Origin of the sequence: Phocaeicola vulgatus ATCC 8482, assembly GCF_000012825.1 — a bacterium.
GTDB classification, from domain to species: domain Bacteria; phylum Bacteroidota; class Bacteroidia; order Bacteroidales; family Bacteroidaceae; genus Phocaeicola; species Phocaeicola vulgatus.
Map to the genome: position 1 here is coordinate 1,513,672 of NC_009614.1, position 24,510 is coordinate 1,538,181.

General features: G+C 40.6%; 15 protein-coding genes. 7 read left to right on the plus strand and 8 right to left on the minus strand.

Annotation, left to right across the window (positions count from 1 at the left end):
* Positions 1 to 33 precede the first annotated feature (33 nt).
* Positions 34 to 2,469: a glycoside hydrolase family 127 protein gene (locus tag BVU_RS05705; protein WP_011965057.1), complete on the minus strand. Its 2,436-nt coding sequence runs from the start codon at positions 2,467 to 2,469 to the stop codon at positions 34 to 36.
* Between the two features lie 378 nt (positions 2,470 to 2,847).
* On the opposite strand from BVU_RS05705, the gene BVU_RS05710 reads away from it, so the two are divergent.
* Positions 2,848 to 3,459, plus strand: a complete 612-nt coding sequence (locus tag BVU_RS05710) for a master DNA invertase Mpi family serine-type recombinase (protein ID WP_005844090.1) — start codon at positions 2,848 to 2,850, stop codon at positions 3,457 to 3,459.
* Between the two features lie 840 nt (positions 3,460 to 4,299).
* Here BVU_RS05710 and BVU_RS05715 read toward each other — a convergent pair.
* Both BVU_RS05715 and BVU_RS23005 read right to left on the minus strand, forming a co-directional pair.
* Positions 4,300 to 4,863, minus strand: coding sequence for a PD-(D/E)XK nuclease domain-containing protein (locus tag BVU_RS05715; RefSeq protein WP_041174417.1), 564 nt, complete (start codon positions 4,861 to 4,863; stop codon positions 4,300 to 4,302).
* Positions 4,856 to 5,155, minus strand: a complete 300-nt coding sequence (locus BVU_RS23005; RefSeq protein ID WP_011965059.1) for an AAA family ATPase — start codon at positions 5,153 to 5,155, stop codon at positions 4,856 to 4,858. The genes BVU_RS05715 and BVU_RS23005 overlap by 8 nt, the downstream gene beginning before the upstream one ends.
* Positions 5,156 to 5,343: 188 nt before the next feature.
* On the opposite strand from BVU_RS23005, the gene BVU_RS05725 reads away from it, so the two are divergent.
* From BVU_RS05725 to BVU_RS05740, 4 genes are all read left to right on the plus strand, one after another.
* Positions 5,344 to 8,391: a SusC/RagA family TonB-linked outer membrane protein gene (locus BVU_RS05725; RefSeq protein ID WP_226890755.1), complete on the plus strand. Its 3,048-nt coding sequence runs from the start codon at positions 5,344 to 5,346 to the stop codon at positions 8,389 to 8,391.
* Positions 8,392 to 8,417: 26 nt separating this feature from the next.
* Positions 8,418 to 10,037, plus strand: a complete 1,620-nt coding sequence (locus BVU_RS05730; protein WP_011965061.1) for a RagB/SusD family nutrient uptake outer membrane protein — start codon at positions 8,418 to 8,420, stop codon at positions 10,035 to 10,037.
* 139 nt (positions 10,038 to 10,176) lie between these two features.
* Positions 10,177 to 13,533, plus strand: a complete 3,357-nt coding sequence (locus tag BVU_RS05735) for a beta-L-arabinofuranosidase domain-containing protein (protein ID WP_041174418.1) — start codon at positions 10,177 to 10,179, stop codon at positions 13,531 to 13,533.
* A gap of 140 nt (positions 13,534 to 13,673) precedes the next feature.
* On the plus strand, positions 13,674 to 17,660 hold the full coding sequence (locus tag BVU_RS05740; protein WP_011965063.1) for a hybrid sensor histidine kinase/response regulator transcription factor: 3,987 nt from the start codon (positions 13,674 to 13,676) through the stop codon (positions 17,658 to 17,660).
* Positions 17,661 to 17,753: 93 nt separating this feature from the next.
* On the opposite strand, the gene rbr is transcribed toward BVU_RS05740, so the two are convergent.
* Positions 17,754 to 18,332, minus strand: a complete 579-nt coding sequence (gene rbr / locus BVU_RS05745) for a rubrerythrin (RefSeq protein WP_011965064.1) — start codon at positions 18,330 to 18,332, stop codon at positions 17,754 to 17,756.
* Positions 18,333 to 18,512: 180 nt separating this feature from the next.
* Here rbr and BVU_RS05750 point away from each other — a divergent pair, with 180 nt between their 5' ends.
* Together BVU_RS05750 and BVU_RS05755 are read left to right on the plus strand one after the other, a co-directional pair.
* Positions 18,513 to 18,782 (plus strand): DUF4884 domain-containing protein, encoded by a 270-nt coding sequence (locus BVU_RS05750; protein WP_011965065.1) that lies wholly within the window; start codon positions 18,513 to 18,515, stop codon positions 18,780 to 18,782.
* Positions 18,783 to 18,880: 98 nt separating this feature from the next.
* Positions 18,881 to 20,563: a SulP family inorganic anion transporter gene (locus BVU_RS05755; RefSeq protein ID WP_005844072.1), complete on the plus strand. Its 1,683-nt coding sequence runs from the start codon at positions 18,881 to 18,883 to the stop codon at positions 20,561 to 20,563.
* A 189-nt stretch (positions 20,564 to 20,752) separates the two neighbouring features.
* On the opposite strand, the gene BVU_RS05760 is transcribed toward BVU_RS05755, so the two are convergent.
* The 4 genes from BVU_RS05760 to BVU_RS05770 form a co-directional block, all read right to left on the minus strand.
* A complete protein-coding gene (locus BVU_RS05760; RefSeq protein ID WP_157226777.1) occupies positions 20,753 to 20,929 on the minus strand; it encodes a hypothetical protein in 177 nt (58 codons plus the stop codon).
* 222 nt (positions 20,930 to 21,151) lie between these two features.
* A complete protein-coding gene (locus tag BVU_RS22685) occupies positions 21,152 to 21,283 on the minus strand; it encodes a hypothetical protein (protein ID WP_255323867.1) in 132 nt (43 codons plus the stop codon).
* Positions 21,284 to 21,473: 190 nt separating this feature from the next.
* On the minus strand, positions 21,474 to 22,250 hold the full coding sequence (locus BVU_RS05765) for a radical SAM protein (RefSeq protein ID WP_008666505.1): 777 nt from the start codon (positions 22,248 to 22,250) through the stop codon (positions 21,474 to 21,476).
* A 45-nt stretch (positions 22,251 to 22,295) separates the two neighbouring features.
* Positions 22,296 to 24,368: a helix-hairpin-helix domain-containing protein gene (locus BVU_RS05770; protein ID WP_011965066.1), complete on the minus strand. Its 2,073-nt coding sequence runs from the start codon at positions 24,366 to 24,368 to the stop codon at positions 22,296 to 22,298.
* Between the last annotated feature and the right edge of the window lie 142 nt (positions 24,369 to 24,510).

Genomic DNA, 24,510 nt, shown 5'->3' on the forward strand with positions numbered 1-24,510 from the left:
ATACAGTTTTATTTAAAAGGTTTATATGTTCATTCAGTTCACTTTCCATTCAATCACCCCTCCCGAAGCTCCTTTCTGCAATTGTGCTGCAATTTTAAGCCCCTTTGTTTTGACAGGTTTGAAATCCAAACTATTATAGCAATCTTTTTTTACAGTATATTCAGTCAACGCCTCTACCTCTTTCCAACTTTCGCCTTCTTTATAATATAATTTCCAGCTTTCCGGCACACGGAAATCCCCGTCATAATGGTCAAAATCCAACCAATACACTTGTACGTTCGATACGGTATAAGGCTGGTCGAATTCATAAGCCAGTGTTTCGACAGTACCGTTCTTCAGCCACCAATAGTGGTAAGGTTTCGAGATATCCGATGAGCGTTTAGGTTCCCATTGGTCATTTACCCCCCATGCCCATGTTTCCACCGAAGCCGATTCGGGAGCATCTTTCTGTATAGGAGCCTGTATCATCAGAGTACGTGCTTTGCTGGCAATAGTAGCTTCCGGAGTGGGGCGGGCATACTCGGCCGCTTCGGGAATCCATACAGCCATCTGGTCGGCACCGCGGTTGTTCCATGTAGAATAAGGAATTGCTTTGAAGGGAACATCTTTTACCTTACCATTCCTGTCAATTTCTTTAGCTGTACCGCTCAGCACCATTACGCCATTCAACAAACCGGCATCGTAAGAAGCCTCCATCGGAGTACCGTCGGGGATGAATTTGTTGAATACAGTACTGTCGGCTTGGTCTTGTCCTTCCAGACAGAACATAATAGGACCCCGTTCTATAGCCAGTTTGCCACGGTCATCCTCTACTTGGTCATTTGCTTTCACACGACGTACCTCCATAGGAAGATTGATTTCAACCACATCACCCGCTTTCCAGTTGCGTACAAGGGTGGCATAACCATCATATTGCTTCGCATTGACTTTGGAACCGTTCACAGAAATGCTGTAAGCCTGAGCCTTGTCTGTAAATGAGTAGAGATCTGTGGGTACGGGAGCGTCTTGCGCCCATCCGGGGATACGCACACGCAAAGCAAACTCCTGTTCTTTTTCGGGAGTGACGGCAATACTTATCTTTCCGTCCCACGGATAGCCTGTAGTTTGTTCCACATTTATTTTATTACTTTCCGTTTCAATATCCGCCTTGCTTTGGATAAAGAGATTGACATACACATCATTGCCTTGAGTGGCATACATATAATAAGGTACGGAAGCCATGAAACGGGTTATGTTGCCCGGACAGCAGGCACATCCGAACCAGTGCTGGCGCTCATGCTGCCCCATGGATTCCAACGGATTGTCATAGAAGAACTTGTCACCGCTGAGTGATACGCCCGAAATGACTCCGTTATACAACGCACGTTCCAGCACATCCGCATATTTGGCATCTCCCGTAGCGAGAAACATACGATGATTCCAATACACATTGGCTATAGAGGCGCAGGTTTCGCAATAGGCTGTGTGATTATTCAGTTCATAGTTCGGACCGAATCCTTCACCTTGTGGGCGGGAACCGATTCCGCCTGTGATAAAGAGTTTTTTGCCGGCCATATTTTCCCAAATACGGGTTAAGGCATTGAAATAGGCGGTATCATGAGTCAAAGCGGCTACATCTGCCACTCCGGAGTAGAGATATCCGGCACGGACGGCATGACCTACTATCTCGTCTTGTTGCAGGATGGGCTTGTGATCCTGACTGTATTCGCTCAGTTTATGTCCGTCTGTTCCTCTGCCGGTTTCTTCTACAAAATACTTGGCCGTCTGCAAATATTTCTCATCGCCTGTCACCTTATATAGTTTGACAAGAGCCATCTCGGCGATAGGATGACCGCTGGGACGATGGATCTGCCCTTCGCCGGGTCCGAAGACCTGACATACCAGATCGGCATTTTTGATAGCCACATCCAATAATGTACGTTTTCCGGTGGCGCGATAATGAGCAACGGCGGCTTCGTACAAATGGCCGCTGTTATAAAGTTCGTGGCTGTTGATTTTTTCCCAGCGGCGCGTGCCCCACCAACCGGATAAACGGGTACATTGATTGGTTACACAAGTAGTAAGATAACCATCCGGTTCCTGTGCGGCAGCTATGATATGGATTACACTGTCCAGATAATGATCCAGTTTCCCGTCATATTTTACGGCCAGCGAGTAGGAAGCTCCTTCTATAATTTTATAGGGATCGGTATCGTCGAAAGAAAAGTCACCGCGATGCTCGCCTTTCATCAGACCACCCGCAATGGCAAAGTTATCGAATCGGCCGTTCTTTTCACATTCTTTGAAAGCGGATGGGATGGAAACGGTGCGGTTGGTTTCAATCCGCGGTGACCAGAAATTATCATCTAAATGAACTTGGGTGAAAGGAACTTCTTTGATAGGAGCATCAGGTTGTGTATAAGGTGTGCTACATGCGCATACACTTATTATAGCAATGCTGCTCCATACTATTTGCAATTTGTTTTTCATACTATATCTGTGTTTTTTATTTCAGTATCAACTATGTCAACAGATGCAAAGTAAGTGAACAAACCATTAAGTAGATAAAAGAAAAATCTATTATACTGCGAAAATCGTCTTAAAGATGATCAATCCATTTTCAACATAATGATATTGATTATCAGTATTTTATACTATTGTTATAGACAATTTTTTCATTCTATTGGACAATCGTTTTATCTTATAAAGACAAGGATTAAGCAGATTTGTCTGTTTTTTGAGCTTGAATAGTTGGAGATACTTAATTCTTCTTAGAAAACCTCAATAAGATCCGGTGAAACTTTCCTTCTCTGATAATATAAATTAGATTGGCGTTCCTTATTCAATAAAAAACTTAATGATGCAGCTATGATATATGCGTATATTCGGGTTTCAACTGATAAACAGACTGTAGAGAACCAGCGGTTCGAGATAAATCGTTTTGCCAAACAGAGGGATTTCCAAATTGATGTGTGGGTGGAAGAAACGGTTTCAGGAACACGGTCAGCCAAAGACAGAAAGCTTGGCGTACTATTGAAAAGAATAAAGAAAGGGGATACATTGATTGTGTCGGAGATCTCTCGTTTGGGAAGAAGATTGATGGAAGTAATGAGTATACTGAATGCATGTATGTTGAAAAATGTCATCCTGCTCACGGTGAAAGAGAAATATGAGCTGGGAAATAATATACAATCTCAAATATTGGCATTCGCTTTTTCCCTTTCCGCACAAATAGAACGCGACTTGATTTCCCAACGTACCCGTGAGGGACTTGCACGCAGAATCGCCTCCGGACAAAAGTTGGGACGTCCCATGGGAGGACATAACTCGAAATATAAACTTACGGGAAAAGAAGAAAAAATTAAGGCTATGCTGGAGGCGGGAACCAGTAAGGCGGAGATGGCGAGGAAATTGAAAGTGAGCAGGAATACATTGGCAGCTTTCCTTAACAGAAACAGGACAGGGATTCCTTCGAACTGATAAAAGTGATATGTCTGTTATTCGTAATAAGAAGAAACAAAGCCTCTGATAGATTATTCTTACTTAAATTTCGGTTTTAGCATAAGGATATACATAAAGCACAAAAACGCTCTGTCACAGTAAAATGCACATTACTAATCACTTCCGGTGTAAAAGTCTCTCAAATCCCCTTCAATTGGTATGTCGGTGGGGAAACAAATCCGTTTTTGGGAATGCTCGCATTCGGGAATACCAGCGGACAAGATGTAGAGTCAGCCCCTCACTGCCTCCCGGCTACTCGTGGGCATCATAGTTCATATCTGACAGGATACTGTTTGTTTCGGCTATTGAACCTTGTTGCGTATGTAATAAGAACCTGTTTCTATCGTATCTTCACTCCGTTCCGTTTGATATTCCACCTAAGTGAAGCAACTATTCCACCCTAGTGAAAATGGCTGTTCACTAAAGTGAAATCGCCTCTTCACCTAGGCGAAGCAACGAACGCAGCCAGACAAAATATGCCACAGCTATGCTCTCTTGCAAGGAAGCGACCACAGCTATGGCACAGGAATTAAAACAACCTGTATACGTCAAGCCGAATTTGACAGCGGAGAATGGCAAACCGTTTCAAGGGGACTTAGAATCTATTTACACAGTATGTCGTTGATTTACAGTAATATACTGTGTATGATTTGGAATGGTAATGTGCTGATGCAGAAGAAACTGATACGAAAAATCATCGAAAAAATGGCATCTTATCTTTGTAATTACAAATGAACAATTTTGTACTTTCGATGAAAACGTGGATAGAACGGACGAATGAATGCTTCCATTGTAAGGGCAGACACTGCCTCTTATCGATTACAATTCTTCGCAAACAACCATTTCCATGCCTCGGTATACAACAATGATTTTATGTAGCATGGTAGGACTTATCGCTTTCTGCACAGACTCGCTCGAAGCGTAGCGTTCAGCTTGTTCAATGGCTTGTCGCCTTAATTGTTCTATCCGTTCGCTACTGTCTTTTCCTTTGGCATATTTCAGTTCGATGATGTAGGAGTGGCTCATGTCTTTGTAAATATCCAATAACGGATGCAAGAACAGGTTGACGTATCCTTCCTGACTGTCTTTCTCGGACACAGGACGATAGAAAGGATTTTGTGCGGTCATGGCAAGAGTAAAACCATGAACAAAATATTCACCTTTCTGCTTGTCCCGTTGCGAGGCATAACGGTGCAGGCATCCGGCAATGTATTCAAAATAAGGTTTCCATTTGCCATCATAAGCCAGCCCTGAGGCAAGCTTCCTCTTTTCATAACTGTCGAAAGTCAAGTCGTTTTCATGATAAGTATCCAGAATGTAGGCAAAGAGTTGTTCACATACCACCTGGTTAGGGATGGTGAGTTTGGTTTCTCCTTTATGCATTCCGCTGATGGCCAGCATTCCGAAGTAGAAAAGCAATCAGTTCTATCAACTCGTCTACCGAATGATTGAATGGGCATGTTGTGGAGTAATACTCCAGCATATCCCGTACATCTTTTTCTGTGAATCCTGTCATTTCATTGAATTGTGGATTCAGCGTGTAATTGGTGCCGATGTTGAATCCGCTGGTCAGGTCGTTCATGGATAGATAATAAGATAAGAATTGCGTTCGGGAGTGGGGTGTTGTCCATGGTAGTTTTATCCGTTTACGATAAAACAATACCGGGTGACTCATATTAACATCTTCACATGCCAAGCTTAAAATAAAATATGCAGTAATATATGTGTATAATTATTTTCTTCTTCTTCCTGTCAAAACAAAGGGGCTTAAAATTGCAGCACAATTGCAGAAAGGAGCTTCGGGAGGGGTGATTGAATGGAAAGTAAACTGAATGAACATATAAACCTTATAAATAAAACTGTATGATGAAAACACATGAGAACCGGGCCTTGTTCAGCAAAGCATTGCTAAAGGCTACCACCTGTCTTTTCCTTACTGCGGGTGCAGGAGTCAGTAGTGTATGGGCAACACCGGAAACAACAGAATCTATGAGAACCGAAATGGTACAACAGCAAACTGTAACCGTAAGCGGTGTGGTGAAAGACAGGAAAGGGGAGCCTATCATTGGTGCCAATATCATGGAAAAAGGAACGACCAACGGTACCATTACCGATTTTGACGGTAAATATACGCTGAAGGTAAAAAGTGCCCAGTCCGTTTTGACAATATCTTATATTGGCTATAAGACCCAGGAAATTCCAGTCGGAAATGGTGGTAAGAAAGATATTACTATGCAAGACGATTCCGAACTGATGGATGAAGTGGTTGTGATCGGTTATGGTACGCAGCGAAAGGGTGATGTGACCAGTGCTATTTCAAGTGTAAAATCAGAAAGTTTTGTGAAGGGGGCGGTAACCGATGCAGGCCAGCTGATACAAGGTAAGGTAGCAGGGCTGAATATTTCTTTACCTTCAGGAGATCCTACCGGCAACACACAAATTATGCTACGTGGTATTTCATCTTTAAAAGGTGGAACTTCACCATTAGTATTAGTTGACGGAGTGCCAGGAAGTCTGAATACAGTAGCCCCTGAAGATGTTGAGTCCATCGATGTATTAAAAGACGGTTCGGCTACTGCCATTTATGGTACACGTGGTACAAATGGCGTAATTATTATTACAACCAAACAAAGTCGTAAAGAAATGGCTCCCACCATTGATTATAATGGATATGTTTCTGTATCAAACATTTTAAACAGACCTGATTTCATGGATGCTGATGACCTTCGTCAGAAATGGAATGAAGGATATACTTTCAACGGAGCTAACTTGAAAGATTTCGGAGCCAATACCGATTGGCTGGGTGAACTGACCCGCACAGCTGTTTCTCATTCACACAACTTATCCTTAAGAGGTGGTAGTAAAAATACCAATTATACAGCCTCCATCAACTATACCAACCGGCAAGGTACTTTTATAAAGACTGACTTTGAAGCTATAAACGGTCGTATGGACATCACTCACTCTATGTATGACAATAAATTGACAGCCAATGTCAGTACATTCGTCAGCCAACATACCATGCCTCGCAGTTGGAATACATACGCTTATCGACAGGCTTTGATTCACAATCCTACAGAACCTGTAAAAGATGAGAACGGTGACTGGTTTGAGCGCGACTTGTATTTTTATGATAATCCTGTAAGTTATATCCGCGAAACAATTGGTGAAATGAAACGTAAAAACATCCGTTTCAATGGTAGCCTGACTTTCCGCCCTATTGAATCTTTGACCTTGAAAGCCATGTATGCCCGCCGGAGTACGACTTCTACCGATGGATATTACCAAACCAAGAAACATGTATCTACAACCAAGAGTGGCCGTAACGGCTATGCATATCGTTATGATTCTGATTTTGATAATAATCTGATAGAATTGACGGCCAACTTTCAGAAAGCATTCGGCAAGCACAATGTCAGTGTATTGATAGGTTATAACTATGAAGACAACACCAACTCTAACCTGTCCATGTCCAACTACGATTTTCCTACCGATGCTTATTCTTACAACAAAATGGAAGCAGGTATGGCCTTGAAACGTGGTGAAGCTTCCATGACCAGTTATAAAAATTCTGATAAATTAATCGGATTATTCACCCGTGTCAGTTACAATTTCAATGACCGCTACTTATTGATGGCTTCTTTGCGTCATGAAGGCTCTTCCAAGTTCGGTAAAGATCATAAGTGGGGTAATTTCCCCGGCATCTCTTTAGGATGGAGAATTAACAGAGAGAATTTTATGAAAAATGTGAATTGGATGGATAACCTGAAACTTCGCGTGGGATACGGTGTGACCGGAATCAATGTAGCCGACCCGTACACATCACTCTCAAGTTTGAATTATAATGGCGCTTTCCTGTACAATGGGACATGGGTCAAAGCATTGGAAACAATCCGTAACAACAACGCTGACCTGCGTTGGGAAAAGAAACACGAATTCAATGTAGGTCTGGATTGGGATGTCCTAGGAGGACGATTGGGTGGAACCGTTGACTACTATATACGTAGAACAAAAGATGCTCTTTGGGACTACGAGGTTCCTGTTCCGCCTTATATGTATCCAACCATGCTAGCCAATGCATCGGAAATGGAAAATAAAGGACTTGAAATTCTAATTCGTGCTACGCCTATCCAGACAGAAAAATTCACTTGGAATACCAATGTATCCTATTCTACTAATTCAAACAAGGTCGTTGCACTATCCAGCGAGAAATTCTCGATGGACCAAGATTATTTCTATACAGGGTATACCGGAGAACCCATTCAAACCACTACCCATATCGTCCAAGTAGGCAAGCCTATAGGTACTTTCTATGGTTTGAAATCGGTTGATATTACAGATGACGGACTATGGTTGGTAGAAAACAAAAAAGGTGAACATGTTTTAGCTGAGGAAACCGATGCCACTGACTGGCAAGTATTAGGTAATGGTATTCCTAAACATTATCTGAACTGGAACAATACCTTCAATTTCTTTAATTTCGATTTAAGTATAAATATGCGTGGTGCTTTCGGCTTCCAGATTTTGAATTACCAACGTATGTATTATGAAAATGCAAAACCTGAAATCCAGTACAACCGCCTGAATTCTGCTTTTGACAAAGTATATGGCAAAACCCAATTGAAAGATGACCAACGCTATGTCAGCTATTACGTAGAGGACGGTGATTACTGGAAAATTGACAATGTGACTTTGGGGTATACCTTCAAACTATCCAAACAGCATATCATCAAAAACCTACGTATCTATGCTTCAGTATTGAATCTAGCTACCATTACCGGTTACAAGGGTATGGATCCGGAAGTACCATTGAGCAGCAACACCTATGGATTATTGGATGCCGGTACTGACAATCGCGACAAGTATCCTACCAATCGCACTTATACTTTTGGAGTTAATCTTACATTCTAAATCTAATTAAACAAAAAAGAACAGTTATGAAACTATTTAAATATGGTGTTTATGCACTCTGTGCATCTGCCATGCTCAGTATAAGCAGTTGCTTTAATTTGGATGAGGAGCCTTATTCTGAAATCATTGAAGAAGACTATGTACCAACCGAAGCCGATGAGATAGCCTTGTTGGCTACCACCTATTCACAATTACGCTTTGTGATGGACTGGTATGGCTTGTTTGACCTACAGGAAGAATCGGGCGATGTAATTGTCACACCTACCCGCCCTAACGGCTGGGATGACGGAGGTACTTACAAGCAAATGCACAAACACACTTGGGACAACCAGCAAGGACAGCCCCAAAGTATTTGGGACTATTGCTATAAAGGCATCGCCAATGCCAATAAAATATTAAAACGTGCCGATGAAGGTTTTTTCACAGAAGAAAGTAAACCTAAAGTCGTAGCTGAGGTAAAAGGAGTACGTGCGCTTTGGTACTCCATTCTTTGCGATACACATGGAAATATTCCTATACAAACCAGTTTCAGTGAAGAGGTTCCGGTTCAATCTACTCGTAAACAAGTTTTTGACTTCATTATCAATGAACTGAAAGAAGTAATGCCCAATTTGCCTACTGAAGTCAATAAATCCACTTATGGCAGACTCACTCAATGGGGGGCCAAATGCTTGATGGCACGTATGTATCTGAATGCTGGGGTCTATACAGGAACTCCAATGTGGAACGAATGTCTGGAACAATGTAACGATATCATTAACAGCGGTTTGTTTAGTTTAGAAACAAACTACACAGATATCTTCAAAACAGAAAACTCCGGATGTGTGGAAACGATCTTTGCCATTCCTTATGATGAAGTTTATAATGAAGGGGACAACAATGGTCCTGTTTTTGGAGCCCACATGAAATTTCTATCTTCAAACAGTCGTAAGGTCTTCAATATGCAAACCACCCCATGGGGAGGTTCAGCAGCAAACCCTCAGTTCATTAACAGCTATGATCCTGATGATATGCGGTTAAAATATACATGGCTGCAAGGTGACCAGTACAGCCCGGACGGAGTACTGATCACCACTTTCCCCAATAAGCTACCCAGTATTTACAAAACAGACACAGATGACGGTTATCGGGTAGGAAAATACGAAATTAAGGTAGGAGCTAAAAGCCTTCTAAGCAACGACTTCCCTTATTTCCGTTATACTGAAGTATTGCTGATGAAAGCAGAATGTCTGCTCCGCTTAGGACAAAACGAAACCGAAGCAGCCCATATCGTATCACAGATCCGTGAGCGTGCATTCCGTGAATCGGCTCATCCGGAAAAAGCAACGGTTGATGCAGCTTGGTTAAAAGGCGATACACACATTAACTATGGTACGCTTGACGAAAAAGGTCAGATTGATGATGCGGGTAATACAGAAGTCGTAGAATTAGGCGGACTTTATGATGAATGGGGATGGGAATTTGCAGCCGAGGCCCGTCGACGTACGGATATGATTCGCTTCGGAACCTATCAGAAGAAAAGTTGGTTTAATCATACTCCGACTGCCAATGACTTGAATGGCAACTCTATCCTGTTCCCGATTCATTTAGATCATCTTAATACAAACCCTAATTTACAGCAAAATCCAGGCTATGCCGGTAAATAAGAAATAATGTGATAGAAAGCAACCTTCTTTCTTCTCAATAGTTGCTAATTATTTAAACAAATATTTATTTTCCAGCCCGGTTTAAGTTATTAGAACCGGGCTTTATATTCCCATCTCTTATAAAATCATTACTTAAAATATGCTCATGGAAATGAACAGATATTTATCTTTTACTCTCTTTACAGGATTATCCCTATTGACAACAATACCCATTGAGGCGTATACACTAAATCCTAATAAAACAGCAACATCCATCTTACAGACAAATGTTATCGAAGTACGAAGCATAACTTCTGTACAACCCATCGTGATCTATTGTCCTGTGGGAACTGTTCCTCAATTACCTTATCAAGTATGGGTGACTTATTCAGACGGACAAGGTGAATACCGTCAAACTAAATGGTCCAATTCCGCTTTATCCACAGAACAATCAGAGGCTGACGATAAAGTTTATCCCATTGGAAGCCAATACACAATAAACGGATTCATTATAGGAGACGATACTACAGAAAACGGATATCCTATCACTGCTAAAATAGAGGTGGTAGACACTAAAAATACAATTTCCCCCAAGCTAATAGCCCATACTATCCCCTTAAACAATGTAAAGATTAACGGCAACAATCGCCTGACCTCCAATCGTGATCTTGCCATTAAAGAGATTATCAGTTGGGATGTAAGCCAACAGCTATATAATTATCGCGACACTTATGGACTGAGTACCGAAGGATATACCCGGTCTGACGGATGGGACTCACCTGAAACTAAATTAAAAGGACATGGTTCCGGACACTATATGTCCGCACTGGCCCTTGCCTATGCCGCTGCAACAAATCCTTCGCATAAAGAAATTTTACGCCGTAACATCACCCGAATGGTGAATGAACTGCGCGAATGTCAGGAGCGTACATTCGTATGGAGCGAAGAATTAGGAAGGTATCTCGAAGCCCGTGATTTTGCCCCTGAAGAAGAATTGAAAAAGATGAAAGGTACATGGGAAGCTTTTGATGAACATAAAACAAAATGGGCTACTTATGGCTATGGTTATCTAAATGCGATCCCCCCGCACCATCCCGCACTGATAGAGATGTATCGTGCATATAACAATTCGGACTGGGTATGGGCTCCCTATTACTCCATTCACAAACAGTTAGCGGGTCTGATAGATATTGCAACTTATATGGATGATAAAAGCATTGCCGACAAAGCATTGCTCATAGCCAAAGATATGGGTCTGTGGGTATGGAATAGAATGCACTACCGCACTTATGTAAAAAAAGACGGAACACAAGAAGAACGCAGGACACATCCCGGCAATCGTTATGAAATGTGGAACATGTACATTGCAGGTGAAGTGGGAGGTATGGGAGAATCTTTAGCACGTCTTTCAGAAATGGTCAGCGCCCCTGAAGAGAAGGCGCGTCTGATAGAAGCATCCAATTGTTTTGATAGTCCGGCCTTTTACGAACCGCTTTCAAAGAATATTGATGATATACGTAACAGACACGCCAATCAGCATATCCCTATGATCATCGGTGCACTGAGAAGTTATTTAAGTAACAATGATACATTTTATTATCATGTATCCCATAATTTCTGGAATTTAATACAAGGACGTTATCGTTATTCTACCGGCGGTGTGGGTAATGGCGAAATGTTCAGACAGCCCTATACCCAAATAGTAAGTATGGCCATGAATGGCGTATCTGAAGGAGAGAGTCACTCAAATCCACATATCAATGAAACTTGTTGTGCATATAACTTGCTAAAATTAACAAAAGACCTCAACTGTTTTAATCCGGACGATGCCCGTTACATGGATTATTACGAACGGACACTTTACAACCAAATAATCGGCTCATTACACCCTGAACACTATCAGACTACTTATCAATATGCCGTAGGACTAAATGCATCGAAACCATGGGGCAACGAAACTCCGCAATCTACCTGCTGCGGAGGTACGGGATCTGAAAATCATGTAAAATATCAGGAAGCAACCTACTTTGTTTCGGACAATACATTGTGGGTAGCCCTTTATATGCCTACCACACTCCATTGGGAAGAGAAAAATATCACTTTACAACAGGAATGTTTGTGGCCAGCAAAAAGCTCCACAATTAAAGTTACTGCCGGAGAAGCCCGATTTGCCATGAAACTGCGAGTACCTTATTGGGCCACCGACGGCTTTGATGTAAAACTAAATGGAATCTCTATTGCCACTCATTATCAACCTTGTTCATACGCGGTAATACCTACCCGGCAATGGAAAGAAAATGATATAGTAGAAATTACAATGCCATTCACCAAACATATAGACTATGGTCCCGACAAGCTACCGGCTGAAATAGCAAGTAAAGACGGACACCAACTTGAAACGGCTTGGGTAGGTACATTAATGCATGGACCGTTTGCCATGACAGCTACCGATATCACTAATTGGACGGAAGCAACACTCAATATAGACTCACGTCTTGCCAGTATTACCGTTGTTGAACCTAACGGTCCGCAAACCGGTACTACAGGAAATTTATATACACTGATGCAAGGTGGACGAACTTTCCAACCAGATTATTATCGCCATGACCATACAACTCATTACTTCCGCATCAATCATATTAAAGATCCTACTGTAGAACTGAAAATGGCTCTGTCGGCAAAATTACGAGAAACTACGGCATTTAGTAAAAGCCATTACACAAAAGCAAGTTTCGCCAAACTAACAACCGCTATACAAGAGGGAGAGAAACTAATGAAAATATCTCCTCTGACAGAAACTACCATTTCTACTTGTGTAGACAATATTGACAAGGCCATAGAATCATTAGTCGCCTCCCGATTAGATAAGAGCAATCTTGAAGCCAGTATCCATATAGCTAAAAAATGTAATCCGGACCTTTATACTACTGATAGTTTTAAAACATTGCAAGCTACTCTTGAAAGCGCCCATGAAGTAATGGATAACATTGATTTACAAACCGTTATTGACAAACAAACTTTATCACTACAAGATGCCACCGCTTCTTTGGTACTGGCAAATAATGTAGATAAAACAGAATTAAAGGAGTTACTTAATATAGCTATGGAACGCCAAACAAACCAAGAAAAATGGAATGCTCTCGCAGTCAAGATTCCTGAATTTGCTCCTTGGGCTCATTTCGGGTTTACCCGTTTGAAACGTACATTGGAACATGCCCAAAATGTATATTTTAATAAGGATAAAAACTACTCCCAAGGAGAAGTCAATGCCATAGTAGCTAGTTTGAATACCGTCATCAATACAATGAGACCGGGTAACTTACCCGAAATGGAAGATTTAAGACCTTTATCTGCTCTATTAAGGCGCGTAGGCACCATAGACGATTCTACAGATCCGACATTAAAAGACGCTGTTGCATTCACTGAAATGGTCATAAAATACGTAGCAGACGGCAGTGGCACACATGATATGATAGAAACAGCTATCAGCCGCTTAAAATCTGCAGCAGGATTATGATAAGCTAGCTTTTAGAGAATGTCTGAAAAGGTCTATTGAAAGATTCATCTGGAATCCTCACTTTTTCTTCGAATTTTCTCTTTTCTTTCTCAGAAAAATAGTAATCTTGCATAAGATTTAGAAAATAAGAAGAAAATACTATGAAAAGACTAGTCCTATTGCTATTGAACTTACTGATGCCGATGATTCTGTTTGCAGCGTCCAATGACCTCTGTTTCCGTCATTTTTCTGTAGAAGACGGACTATCATCCAATTCGGTACGTGCTTTAATGCAAGATAAATACGGTTTCCTATGGATAGGAACGGATGAAGGACTGAACCGCTATGACGGCACTACTGTAAAACTCTATAGGCTGAAAGATAGGGGAGCTAATGAAGCTATTTCATCTTTATACAGCACCCTCAACAAAATATGGATAGGTACAGACGAAGGCATATATATCTATGATTACGAAACAGAAGATATAATGCCTTTTGTACTGGCCACCTCCAAAAATATCCATATTGAAACAAATACGAACCATATTGTCGAAGATAAAGACAAAAACCTATGGTTCACTACGGTAGGACAAGGAATATTCAAATACAACACTATCACCAACCACTTGGAGCAATACGAATTTAAAAACGAAAATGGTTTAATGGCAAGTGTACTGGTGGATAGTGAAAACCAAATATGGGCCATTACCAATTGGGGAAACTCAGGTCTTTTCAAACTGAATAAAGCAGAAAATAAATTCGAGACTTTTCCGCTCTCCTATGAAAGCGGAAAGCATGACTCAAACGCATTGGTCATGTTGGAAGACTCGGAACATACACTGTGGTTAGGAACCTGGGAGTGTGGTTTGCAAAAAATCGATAAATACAGCGGAAAGGCCACTACTTATCTGCATCCCACAGACGGAAAAGGTGCCACCCATATTCATTCTATCATGGAATATGCCCCTCACCAGCTACTCATAGGCTCGGATGACGGGCTTCTGTTATTCAATACCATTACAGAGGAATATCAATTGTTTACAGAAGATGAAACAAACCCACATTCATTGTCCAACTGTTTTGTTTATCCTATTATAAAAGATCATGAAGGTGGAATATGGATCGGAACTTACTATGGAGGAGTAAATTATATTTCACCCAATACTGGACAATTCGAAAGTTTTGTCCACTCACGTTTCTCCAATTCTGTTAACGGAACAGTCATCGGACGGTTCTGCGAAGACTCTAACGGAGATGTGTGGATCGCTTCGGATGACGGAGGGTTAAACCGCTTTTCTCCCAAAAATAGAAAATTTTCCCATTATTTGCCCTTGGAGGGAAAAAACAGTCTGTCCTATCACAATGTACATGCACTTTGTATGGACGATGATAATTTATGGATCGGTACTTATACTGGAGGGGTAAACGTATTAAATCTGCAAACGGGAACTTTTAAAACATATTCTGCCTATCAGGATAATCCCGCCTCACTGGACGGAACCAGTTCTTATGCCATATTCAAAGACAGAAAAGAGAGAATATGGGTCACCTCCATGTCCGGAGTAAATCTATATAACCGGGAAAAAGATAATTTCACCCGAATTAAAGACTTGGACGCACTGACCATTGACATTGACCAGGATACCAAAGGAAATCTCTGGTTCTCCACCCAAGGCAAGGGATTATTTAAATACCATCCAGAAAAACAGATATGGAAGAACTATATACATGACCATAAAAATCCGAACTCACTGGCAAACAACCAAGTGAACTGCGTACTGATTGACACAAACGGAGAGATGTGGGTGGGAACCATGAACGGGCTCTGCAAATACAATGCGGAAGAAGATGCATTCGAAACTTTACCTCTTGAAATTCCCAGTCACAATATATGCAGCATCATCGAAGACCAACGCATATTGTGGCTCACCACCACCAAAGGGCTAGTGCGCTACACCCCTGGAGAAGGTTGCCGAGTATTTACTAAAAGCGACGGACTGCAAAGTGAACAATTCCTACCTAATGCTGCCTTAAAAGCATCGGATGGAAAAATCTATATCGGCTCAGTAAACGGATTCAATGCTTTCTACCCCCATCAGATTAAGACAAATGTGATGCTTCCTCCAGTAATCATTACAGAACTGGAAATAGATAATAAGGAAATCCAAACTGGAAACAAACTGCTTCCAAAATCTCTCAACCAGTTGGAAGAACTGGAGCTATCCTATAAAGAAAATGCATTCAGCTTGCTTTATGCCTCTTTAAGCTATTGCACCCCCAATAAAAACAAATACGCCTATAAACTGGAAGGATTTGACAAAGACTGGAACTATGTAGGCTCCCAGAATAAGGCCACTTACACCAATTTGCCCGCAGGAACCTATCTTTTCAAAGTAAAGGCGACCAATAATGACGGAATATGGAATGAAAAAGGAACCAGTCTGAAAATCACCATCCACCCTCCTTTCTATTGGTCCACCGCTTCCAAACTGCTCTATTTTGTATTGGTTTGCATAGCTTTCGGATTCGTCATCCGCTTCATCATCAAACGGACAGAGAAGAAACATACGGCTGAAATAAACAAACTGAACGCCAACAAGGAAAAAGAAGTACACGAAGCCAAAATCAAGTTCTTCACCATGATAGCCCACGAAATACGCACACCGGTATCCCTTATCATAGGACCTTTGGAGAAAATAATGAAATCTCCCGTGTCCCTTCCTTCTACAGTACGCGACGATCTGAATATTATTGACCGTAACAGCCAGCGTCTGCTGTTCCTGGTAAACCAATTGCTGGATTTCCGGAAGGTGGAACAGGAAGGAATGAAAATGAAGTTTGCTTCCCAAAATATCCACCAACTGCTCAAAGCGGTTTGTGAACGTTTCGAACCTTTCATCGCCCAACATGGAGCACGGCTTACTGTAAAATATCCTGAAGCAGATTTCACGGCTATAGTAGACAGTGAGGCGGTAACCAAACTAGTCAGCAATCTGTTGACCAATGCCAGTAAATACACAAAAGATGAAGTTACTCTTACCTGTATCGTACAGCCGGAACAACATACTTTTATAATCCGAGTGACAGATAACGGCATAGGGATCAGCAAAGAAGAACAAAAGAAGATATTCCATCCGTTCTATCAGGCTATGGATAACAAGCCGGGAACAGGTATCGGCCTCAGCATTGTCAAAAGTATCGTAGAATCACACAATGGCTGCATTGAAGTGGAATCCGAAGTGAACAAAGGGTCATCTTTTATCGTAACACTGCCTGTAGAACAAGTACAAGTCCTGCCACAGGATACGGGCACATCACTATTGAACAACCCAACCATTCCCGAAGGAATCTTGCAAGAGGACCTCTCCGGTTCTCCTATCAAACATAAACCAACCATGCTGATTGTGGATGATAATGAGGAAATGTTGAATTTCCTTTCGAGTAGTCTGACTGATAAATACAGCATACTTACCGCAGAAGACGGTATAGAAGCACTGAATAAACTGAAAGAAAACGAAGTGACACTCATTGTAAGCGACTGGATGATGCCACGCATGGACGGAGTGGAATTCTGCAAAGCAATAAGGACTAACCAGGCTACCAGTCATATACCCTTCATCCTGCTAACGGCCAAGACAGATACCAACTCCAAGATAGAAGGTATGGATTGTGGTGCAGATGCCTACATAGAGAAACCTTTCTCCATGCAATACTTGGAAGCATGTATCAAGAATCTAGTAGACTTGCGTAATCTACTGCGTCAGAAATTCTCGAAGATGCCGTTGGTTCCACTGAACAGCATTGCCAATAATTCTATGGACGACAAGTTCCTTACCCGTATGAATGAAATCATAGAAGAGAATTTCTCCAATCCGGAATTATCCGTAGATTTCCTGGCCGAAAAATTGTGTATCAGCCGTTCGGGTCTGTTTGCCAAAATTAAAACATTGGCCAATATCACCCCTAATGAACTGATTCAAGTGGTACGTTTGAAAAAAGCAGCGATCTTGCTGGCAGAAAACAAATATCGCATCAATGAAATCTGTTATATGGTAGGATTCAATAATCCGTCTTATTTCTCCAAATGTTTCCAAAAACAGTTCGGCATGAAACCGGGGGAATTTGTAAACGGGAAAAGAGAAGAATAAAAACTAATCAAAAATCATTTCCTAAAAATAAAAAATCCGGTTTCCCCTTTTCAGAGAAACCGGATCCATGATGAACGAGTGGTTTTATTTCAATCAATAATTATTCTTCTTCACTTCGAAATAAGCTTGCGGATGCAGACATGCAGGACATACTTCAGGAGCTTCCGTACCTACATAAATGTAACCGCAGTTACGGCACTGCCATACAGTTTCTTCCGCTTTCTTGAATACTGTGCCTTCTTCCACATTCTTCAATAAAGCCAGATATCTTTCCTCATGCCCCTTTTCAGCTTCAGCGATTCTGCGATACATAGTAGCGATAGCAGGAAAACCTTCCTGATCGGCCACATCAGCAAAGTGAGGGTAATCAGTAGTCCATTCTTCATTTTCACCGGCAGCGGCAGCTTTCAAATTTTCCATAGTGGTACCAATGATACCTGCAGGATAGCTGGCAGTAATTTCTACCATACCGCCTTCCAACCATTTAAACATACGTTTTGCATGTTCTTTTTCCTGATCAGCTGTTTCTGTAAAAATAGCTGCTATTTGTTCATAACCTTCCTTCTTTGCTGTACTTGCAAAGTAAGTATAACGCATTCTAGCCTGTGATTCACCTGCAAATGAATTCAGCAAGTTTTTCTCTGTCTGTGTACCTTTTACGCTTTTAGCCATAATTGTTAGTTTTATTAGTTAGTATTATTTGATCATCTGTTGATGACACAAAGATATATATTTTATTTCAAAATTGTATTTATTACAATTACGTTTTTATATTTAATTAAACGTTCACTTTATATAAAATAAACAAGAACACCTATATTTGTGTTCACAACAACATTAACATTTTCCATTATGAAAAACATCATCAAATTATTCACTTTTCCCCTCCTTACTATAATAGGATTTAATTCATGTGCGCCCATACCGTTAAAAATCGGAGAGTCTGAAAACAACTCCACTTACACTGTCAGCTATCTGTTTGAACATGACGGTTGCAAGGTATATCGTTTTTACGATAAAGGAAATTACGTTTACTTCACTACGAGAGGAGATGTAACCAGTATCACAAATGATTCTACCGCCCAACGCACCATTACCATCAACAAAACACCCTATGAATAACAAAAATACGAATTTAAATAGAATAATACCTTAATTTATACATTAATTTTATCTACTTTTGCAACTCGTTTAAAATCATAGCATAAAGTAGTTGACAAATGAAAGCATTTGAATTCAAACCGAAGCTCTTCACTACCCTACAGAATTATTCAAAAGAGAGCTTCATGGCCGACCTCATGGCCGGAATTATCGTAGGTATTGTTGCACTTCCACTGGCTATCGCATTTGGTATCGCTTCGGGAGTTTCCCCAGAAAAAGGCATCATCACTGCTATTGTAGCAGGATTTATCATCTCTTTATTAGGAGGAAGCAAAGTACAGATAGGCGGACCTACCGGAGCATTTATCGTAATTATCTATGGAATCATCCAAGAATACGGCATCAGCGGATTAACAGTAGCAACTCTTATGGCAGGAGTACTCCTTATTTTATTAGGTGTATTCAAGCTGGGAGCTGTTATCAAATTCATTCCTTATCCCATTATTGTAGGATTTACCAGTGGTATTGCCGTTACCATCTTTACGACACAGATTGCCGATATCTTCGGACTGAACTTCGGAGGAGAAAAAATACCGGGAGACTTCATAGGTAAATGGATGATGTATTTCCGTCATTTTGATACTGTTAATTGGTGGAACGCCATTGTCAGCATAGTCAGCGTCCTGATTATCGCACTGACTCCCCGGTTCTCAAAAAAGATTCCAGGTTCACTGATTGCCATCATTGTAGTAACCATTGCCGTGTACCTGATGAAAACATATGGCGGAATCACTTGTATCGACACCATTGGCGACCGTTTTACCATTCAGTCACAGCTGCCGGATGCAGTAGTGCCCGAATTAAATTGGGAAGCTATCAAGAATTTATTTCCGGTTGCCATCACCATTGCTGTACTGGGAGCCATAGAATCTCTGTTGTCTGCTGCCGTAGCCGATGGTGTCATTGGTGACCGCCACGATTCAAACACGGAACTGATAGCCCAGGGCGCAGCCAATATTATCGCTCCGCTGTTTGGCGGTATTCCTGCTACAGGAGCCATCGCACGTACCATGACCAATATCAACAACGGTGGAAAATCACCTGTTGCAGGTATCATTCATGCAGTCATTCTGTTGCTGATTCTCTTGTTCCTGATGCCTCTGGCACAATATATCCCGATGGCCTGTCTGGCAGGTGTATTGGTGATTGTTTCCTATAACATGAGCGGCTGGCGTACTTTCAAAGCGTTGCTGAAGAATCCGAAATCAGACGTCACCGTATTGTTGATCACTTTCTTCTTGACTGTTATCTTCGATTTGACCGTAGCTATTGAAGTGGGTTTGCTCATTGCCTGTGTATTGTTCATGAAACGTGTCATGGAAACAACAGAAATATCGGTTATCAAAAATGAAATCGACCCCAATAATGAATCCGATCTGGAAGTGCACGAAGAACATCTCATGGTTCCCAAAGGTGTGGAAGTATATGAAATCAACGGTCCCTACTTCTTTGGTATCGCTACCAAGTTTGAGGAAATCATGTCCGAACTGGGCGACCGTCCCAAAGTACGGATCGTACGTATGCGTAAAGTACCATTCATTGATTCTACCGGTATTCACAACCTGACTAATCTATGCGAAATGTCTAAGAAAGAAAATATTCAGATTGTGCTCTCGGGAGTGAATGAAAAAGTGCATCAAATTCTTGAAAAATCAGGATTTAATGAACTGCTGGGAAAAGAAAATATCTGTCCTAATATCAATGTGGCTTTGGAGAAAGCAAAGGCTATTATAGAAAAATAAAATAAGAAAGGAGAGCATTATGGACTAAAATAAATGCTCTCCTTTTTGATTCTATTCTGCTAATGAGGGACAGGAATAGAAAGCCAATATCCTTTTTTCAGTAAATAAGTGTAAAATGCCCCCATACTCCTCACTGGTGTTTTAAAATCTTGAAATCAGATTTATCATTAAAAGACCTTATCCGCATCCCTAAGCCCTTCCTGCCATATAGCCAAGTGCTTTCTTCGTGTTTGTTGTATTTCCATAGCTTATGGAAATAGATAAATGAATATTCAATGCCTCCAACAGCATATTTCCTAAAAGGCTGTTACCTCCCCCATTATACCGCATATCAACAACCAGCAAAGAAACTCCCCTTTGATTCATATCCTGAATCATGTGTTCCAAAAAATGGAGTATAAATAAAAATTCCCGTTAAAATAGCGGACAGAAAATGGATATAGCGACAACGGTTCTATATTCACAAAAGTATGGGCATCCTGCAAAAGAACTAACAATTCATTAATTCTCAGCTGGAAATCGGCTAAAGTGATGTTATTTATTCATATCACAAAGCTCATCGCAAGCGGACAGGACAAACAGACAGCATTAAGCTTTCAATGACTTGTCAAGAATAAAAGCTGGATGTACCTTGGTCAGAAAGATGAAAAAGTTCATCAGTTCGTTCTGATAAAGATTAAAGCTTCCATCATTATAATCAGGGATAGAAGTATATTCCATTATTATTCAAATCCATTCAATTGCAAGTATGTGAAACAACGTATCTCCAGTCTTTGAAAAATATCCAGGAATAAATTATATGTTTTAATAGTGACCTGAAAAAGTAAGATATGTTCATGAGCAAAGTAAGTTCACTTCATCGGCAAAGTAAGTCAACTTACTTGCCCTTTGAAGTCAACTTACTTTTTTCTCAATACGAGACCGATACCGGAATGCCGGAATCCTTTATCAATTTTCCTATTCTGTCCAATTCCTCATGAGTAGCCTTTTCCAAATCATGATCGGGCGTTTCACGGTCGATGGTGTAAATCATCACCTGACGGGGAGCAATCTCTTTCACCGTTTCCAGCCAGGGCAGCACATACCGATCTGAAGTATTATCCACATCCTGCCCTTGATATTTACCTTTCATGAACATGGTCTGAATAATCAGATTACCTTTGAAAGCTTTCATCCCTTTTATAATTTTCCGTACATCATAGTGCCCGGTCGGGCGGTCTGTCAATCGAATATAATCCGTATCAATAGTATCCAGCTTCAATATATTATTATCTATCTTATTCAATGCATCAAATACCTCCGGTTTGTGAATAAAAGTAGAATTACTCAATACACTCACTTTTGCCTGAGGAAAATATATATCACGCAATGCCAAAGTATCCTCTATAATTCCTGCAAAGTGAGGATGAGCCGTCGGTTCGCCATTACCGGCAAAAGTCAGCACATCCGGTTTAGGACCATTTTGCTGCATATCAATCAAACGGGCTTCCAAAGCCTCACGAACCTGCTCGCGAGTAGGCAGTTTCTTTTGGGGACGATGATCTTCATTAAAACCACATTCGCAATAAATGCAATCGAAGGTACAAAATTTACCATCTTCAGGAAGAAGATTGATTCCTAAAGACACTCCCAAACGACGACTATGTACCGGACCGAAGATGGGAGAAGGATAAATGACTGTTGACATAGTTCTTTTTTCAGTTGATAACAGTACAAAAATACAGAATGTTTTTCAAAATTTCAGTCTCAACTGCAAATAAAGGTCACTCTTTGTACTGCCGTCAATTTCCTCCAAAGCGGAACTTATCTTATCCCGATTGAAATAATGGGTAGTTCCGTACTTGGCCTGCAAGATAATGTGTTTATTCAATTCATAACGGGCGTTCACTGCCACACGCATACCTTTATAATAGAATGAAGGCATGGAAAAAGCATAGAGCACACTCTTTTCATAGATAGTAAGACGGGAATTATAGTCATCCGTATTAAACCATGCGGCACTCAAATCAAGCTGAAGAGGAAGCAAATGAAATGTATAAGCAGCACTTTGAGAAACCAGAAAACCATTGGAAGCAGATTGCCCACGAAAGTTGATGCGTACATAATCCGCTATGGTTTTCAATGTCAGTTTATCTTTCACGCTATAATTCAATTGGTATCGGCATTTCTGCTGAATAGATGGAATAGTTTGCTTGGTTTTATCCGCAGCAGTGAAGTCCTTTTCCTTCTTTTTATAACGATATCTTATAAACATTTCCAGTTCATAAGTAGGTGAATAACTTAATTGGAGTAATCCATCCAATCCTTTGGTTCCTGCTTTGCTTACTAAATATTTCTTCCAAGGGAAATAGAAAAAATCACCATAACAGGTCATTTTGATATACTTTAAAATACTGGTTTCCAATCCTATATAAAATCCACTCTCATTTTGTACCGTACTTCCCTCTCCTATAGAACGAGCATAAACCGATTGATATTTGGCATCATAATACCTGTTCATAACTATTAACTGTGTTCCTCCTTTCGGTGAATAACGTAACATATTCATGGTTGCCCAAGTACCACATTTGTCTATAGCCGTTTCACCCAATAAAGAGAAGCGTTTCCAAAAGAATTTATAATCTCCTCCCACATTATAAAAGTCCTTTCCACGGGGATAATAAATATTATAGTACTTCTTCTCAGGATTCAACGGCTTGTTGAAAACATTATAAACAGCTGTTAATCCTAACTCACAGTACTTTCCATTATAATTTAAATTACTGCCAACCAACTGATTAGTTAATGTATTTTTCTTCTCAAACTCACGATACAACCGATGATATCCATCTTTTTTCAACGACCTTATAAACTGGTTATCAACAATACCATCCATCTTCCGATAAGAATAGAAACCATCCAATGTCCATCTTTTCGCCAACTTATAGCTGACTGCCATTCCTTGAAAATAGTTATATTCATCGGTAGAAGAATGCTTGCGTATGCCCCGGCTCTTATTTCCCAAAGTAGAGAGTGTAGCTGTTTTTCCCATCCCGAAATCAGTGTTGATAACTAGTCCATAACCATAGCTGACACGGTAATTACCAAGAGCTAAAGTCTTGATATGACCTATATTACGAATTAACAAGTATAGTGAATAAAAATCATAACCTTTTTTATTTTGTCCGGTAAAGAAAGGTTCTCCTGCATCCTTTTCAGCAGTAATTCCTGCATAAATCTGATCCCGATAATGAAAACTATATCGCAGATTATGATAATATCCATATCCCAAATACTGTTTGTTCGGATTCTTTTTTAAAGTTTCTGCCGGGTACTGTTGATACCCGGCCTTCGTATAAAAAGGAATATCGACACGTGTTGATAACTCTTGTTTACCGTATTTCAATATTCGCTTTATATTTGGTTTATATTGCTCTTTTTCAGGAGTTTCAAAGTAAATAAAGGGTAGTAAATAGTGAATAGTCTGCCTGTCAATATCTTCAATCATCCATAACTCATTGCGGGTAAGCATAGGACCATATTTGTACAGATAATACAATATATTCTCTACCAGTTGGTCAGAGAGAAATGGAAAACGTTCCAGTTGCTCTTTAGTTGCTGTATTGATATTGATGGGATTTTCACGTAATTCGGAAAGCTCCTCAAAGTGAGTATCCCATTGAAACGAACTGTTTTCATCTTCATCCATCAATTGCTCTGCCAGTTCTTCCCATACTTCCTGCGCACACAGGTTATGCACCGATAAAAGTATTGTAATACAGATAATTAACATTACTCTTAACAACCTGTTCATTTTGTAATTCATTGGCGTGTTTTAAGTTAAATAGTTTTATCCACTATACAGAGTAATCATATTTCTTGCTACTTTTGCACCAAGATGAAAAGGAAACTCTTTATAGCATTGTTTTTTTCCTTTATAGCCGCTGCTGCTTATTCCCAGCAACAAA